The following is a 4,057-nucleotide window of genomic DNA, read 5'->3' on the forward strand; positions in this document are numbered from 1 at the left end:
GCCGGCGTGGCGCAGCACGTTGGTCAGCGCCTCCTGCGCCACCCGGTACGCGGCCAGGTCCACCGCCACCGGGAGGGCCCGCGGTTCCCCGTCGACCTCGACCGCGACGGGGACGCCGGCGCCGGCCAGCCGCTCGCGCAGCTGCGGGAGCTGGGCGAGCCCCGGTACCGGGGCCCGCTCGTCGGCCGCCTCGTCCCGGCGTACCACGGTCAGGGTGACCCGCAGCTCGTCCAGCGCCTCCTTGCTGGTGCGGCTGATCGCGGTCAGCGCCGCCTCGGCCTGCTCGGGCTTGCGGGCGAGCAGGTGCAGGGCGATCTCGGCCTGCATGTGGATCGCGGCGAGCCCGTGCCCGACCACGTCGTGCACCTCCCGGGCGACCCGCAGCCGTTCCTCGTCGGCCAGCCGGCGCGCCTCGTCCACCCGGCTGCGGGCCGCATTCTCCCGGACCAGCCGCACGGTGGTGCCGACCGCGAACGGCACCACCACCCAGGCGGCGGCCGGCATCAGGCCGACCAAGCCGGGCGAGCGGGCGCCGACGAGGACGTGCATCACCACCGCCACCAGCGCGGCGGCCCCGGCCACCGCGGCCGTCCGCACCGGCCGGTACGCCGCGACGGTGTAGACCGCCACCAGGAAGGAGAGCAGGATCGGCCCGTACGGGTAGCCGAGCACCAGGTACGCGGTGACCGTCGCGGTGACCACGGCCAGGGTGGCCAGCGGCCAGCGCCGGCGCGCCGCGAGCGCCAGCGCCGCCACCACGACCAGCGGGTAGGTGGCGCGGCCGGTGGGCATGCCGACGTTCACGCTCGCCGGACCGGTGCCGGCCAGCCCGATGGCGAGCAGCGCCAGGGCGATGCCGGCGTCGAGGGCCGCGCCGCTCCACCCGGTCCGTTCCCGCTCCACCCGCGCCTCCCCCACCCGGCTCAGCCGATGTCCCGCCGCCGCAGCAGCACCGCGCCGACCGCCGCGAAGGCGATCAGGTACGCCGCCACGACCACCGCCGCCTGCCCGCCGCCGACCGTTCCCACCACGCCGGGGGTGTCCCCGGGCGCGCCGAGCGCGGCCGCGAGGGACCCGGCGTTCGGGCCGGGCAGCCCCTTCTGCGCCTGCGCCACCCAGTGGAGCAGGGGCGCGGCGATCGCGGCGAGCAGGTTCTGCACCGCGAGCATCCACACCAGGCCCAGCCCGACCGGCAGGGCCACGGCGCGCAGGGCGACGGCGAGCACGGCACCGAGCATCGCCCACATCGCCGCGATGAGCCACCCCGCGCCGATCCCGGTGAGCAGGTCGCCCGGCCCGGGCCAGCGCACCGGCTGGGCCTCGGCGACCGCGATGAGCGCGCTGGCCACCGCGCCGACCGCGAAGACCGCGAGCACCACGGCCAGCGCGGCGGCGGCGAGGGCGAGCAGCTTGCCGGCGTACACCTCCAGCCGGGAGGGGCCCTGGGTGAGGACGGTCTTCCAGGTGGCCCAGCCGTACTCGCCGCCGACGGTGAGCACCCCGAGGATCAGCACGATCGACCCGAGGAAGACCGGCAGCCCGCCGAGCGAGTTCCCGACCAGGTGGTCGGGGAGGAGCATGGGCAGGGTCCGGTCGGTGTTCGGCCCGTCGGTGCCGCCGGCGATGCTGGCGTACGGGAACAGGTAGGTGAAGATCAGCGCGAGGGCCACCGCGATGGCCAGCAGCAGCCAGCTCGCCGGCCGGCGGACCAGCTTGATCGTCTCGGCGCGGAAGCTACGCGACATCGGCCGTTCCCTTCTCGATGAGGTCGAAGAAGACCTGTTCCAGGTCCCGCTCCCGGGGGCGGAGTTCCCGGACGGCGAGCCCGGAGGAGACCAGCTCGGCGTTGAGCCAGGCGGCCCGTTCGGGCGCCAGGGTCAGCTCCAGCCCGCCGTCGACGACCTGGACCCGGTCCGCGCCGACCAGTGCCCGGGTCCGTGCCGCCGCCTCGTCCAGCGGCTCGGCCAGCACCCGCAGCCCGGCCGTGCCGCGCAGCTCCGCGACGGTCCCCTCGGCGATCAGCCGTCCCCGGGCGATCACCCCGACCCGGTCGCAGATCTGCTCGACCTCGCCGAGCAGGTGGCTGGAGACCAGCACGGTGCACCCGCCCGCGCCGAGCCGACGGATCAGGGTGCGCATGTCGGCCATGCCGGCCGGGTCGAGGCCGTTGGTCGGCTCGTCCAGGATCAACAGGCGTGGGTCCTTCAGCAGGGCGGCGGCCACCCCGAGCCGCTGCTTCATGCCCAACGAGTAGCCGGCGTACCGGTCGCCGGCCCGGTCGGTGAGGTCCACGAGGTCCAGCACCAGCGCCACCCGGTCCGCGCCGACCCCGGCGTAGCGGGCCAGCACCCGCAGGTTGTCCCGCCCGGAGAGGTACGGGTAGAAGGCCGGCCCCTCGATCAGCGCGCCCACGCCGGTCAGCCGACCGGCGCCGGGCGCGCGGCCGAGCAGCCGCACCGTGCCGGCGGTGGGGCGGACGAGCCCGAGCAGCATGCGCAGGGTGGTGGTCTTCCCGGCGCCGTTGGGGCCGAGGAAGCCGTACACCTCCCCGGCCCGGACCGTCAGATTGAGGTCCTGCACGGCGGTCAGGCCGCCGTACCGTTTGGTGAGCCCTTCGGTCTGCACTGGCAGGTTCATGCCCCGAGGGTCCCGCCGCCGGGCCCCTGGCACGTCGCCCCGGCGGCGGCTCCCGGGCTACGTCACCGGACGTAGCCGGCTCAGACGGCGGCCAGCACCGCGGCCTCGATGCGGTCGCGGTCCGCCGCCGGGGGCCAGCCGCCGACCAGGTAGAAGGCGTCCACCACGTCGCCACCGAGGGTGGAGATCCGGGCCGCCCGGACCTGCGCCCCGGCCTCGTCGAGCGCGCAGGAGACCCGGTACAGCAGCCCGGCCGCGTCGGCGGCGCGCAACTCCAGCAGCACCGCGTCGGTGGCCGCCTCCCGGTGCCAGACCACCCGGGGCGCGGCGCCCTGGCCCCGGGCGGCGAGCGCCCGGCCGCGCAGCCGCTGGGTGACCGACACGTCGCCGGCGACCGCGCGGCGCAAGTCGGCGGTGAGCGCGATCGGGTCCGGCGCCAGCCCGTAGCGGGGCTGCACCCGGCACTCGACCAGGGCCCGGCCGTCGACCGTGGACGCGTCTGCGGAGATCACCTCCAGCCGGTGCAGGGCGAGGCAGCCGGCCACCGTCGCGAGCAGGCCGCGCCGGTCGGCCGCGGCCACCGACACCCGGTCCTCCCCGAGGTGTACGACCGGCAGCGGCCCGGCGACCAGCGCCGGGTCGGGGGCCGGCGGGGCGGGCAGCTCGCCGGTGTCGAGGGCGGTCCGCACCCGGGCCACCAGTTCGGCGACCAGCCGTCCCTTCCACTCCGACCAGGCGGCAGGTCCGGTGGCGGCGGCGTCGGCCCGGACCAGGGCGTGCAGCAGTTCCAGGGTGGTGGTGTCGCCGACCTGCGCGGCGACCCCGGCGACGGTCTTCGGGTCGGACAGGTCGCGGCGGGTGGCCACGTCGGGCAGCAGCAGGTGCAGCCGGACCAGCGTGCCGATCAGCGCGGCCTCGGCCTCCGGCAGCCCGACCCGGGCCGCCACCGCCGCCGCGAGCGGCGCACCGACACTGCTGTGGTCTACGAAGGTGCCGGCGGGCTCATGCCTGCCGGCCCGCCCGGCGGCACCTTCGCCCGGCAGCCCCTTCCCGATGTCGTGCAGGAACGCGCCGAGCAGCAGCAGGTCGGGGCGGTCCACCTCGCGGGTGTGCCGGCTGGCCTCGTACGCGGTCTGCACCAGGTGCCGGTCGAGGGTGAACCGGTGCACCGGGTTGTGCTGCGGCAGGCTGCGCAGCCGCGTCCACTCGGGCAACCAGCCGTCGATCAGGCCGTACCGGTCGCAGGTCTCCCAGGCGGGCACCAGGCCGGAACCGGCGCCGAGGAGGGTGATCAGGGCGGCCCGGGCGGCCGGCGGCCAGGGCGCGGGCAGCGGCGGGCAGTACGCGGCCAGCCACTCGCAGGTGGCCCGGGCGATGGGCAGCCGGGTGGTGGCCGCGGCGGCGGCGACCCGCAGCGTCA

General features: G+C 76.9%; 4 protein-coding genes. All 4 read right to left on the reverse strand.

The window, feature by feature from the left end; genetic code table 11:
* Positions 1-903 (reverse strand): sensor histidine kinase (locus ACWEVO_RS31825; protein WP_452311157.1); only part of this gene is annotated, 903 nt, incomplete at its 3' end.
* A gap of 20 nt (positions 904-923) precedes the next feature.
* Positions 924-1,745 carry an ABC transporter permease gene (locus ACWEVO_RS31830; RefSeq protein ID WP_452311158.1) on the reverse strand — a complete coding sequence of 274 codons (822 nt, stop codon included), beginning with the start codon at positions 1,743-1,745 and terminating at the stop codon, positions 924-926.
* Positions 1,735-2,637 carry an ABC transporter ATP-binding protein gene (locus tag ACWEVO_RS31835; RefSeq protein WP_452311159.1) on the reverse strand — a complete coding sequence of 301 codons (903 nt, stop codon included), beginning with the start codon at positions 2,635-2,637 and terminating at the stop codon, positions 1,735-1,737. Before ACWEVO_RS31835 ends, ACWEVO_RS31830 begins: the two co-directional genes overlap by 11 nt.
* 80 nt (positions 2,638-2,717) lie before the next feature.
* Positions 2,718-4,057, reverse strand: a 1,340-nt coding sequence (locus tag ACWEVO_RS31840; RefSeq protein ID WP_452311160.1) for an HD domain-containing protein, incomplete at its 5' end; no start/stop codon positions are given.

It is taken from the genome of Micromonospora sp. NPDC003776, from assembly GCF_053605645.1.

What these genes read in the sequence shown, in the direction of transcription:
- ACWEVO_RS31835 (WP_452311159.1), bottom strand. Translation starts at nt 2,637, where the DNA reads ATGAACCTGCCAGTGCAGACCGAAGGGCTCACCAAACGGTACGGCGGC.
- ACWEVO_RS31830 (WP_452311158.1), bottom strand. Translation starts at nt 1,745, where the DNA reads ATGTCGCGTAGCTTCCGCGCCGAGACGATCAAGCTGGTCCGCCGGCCG.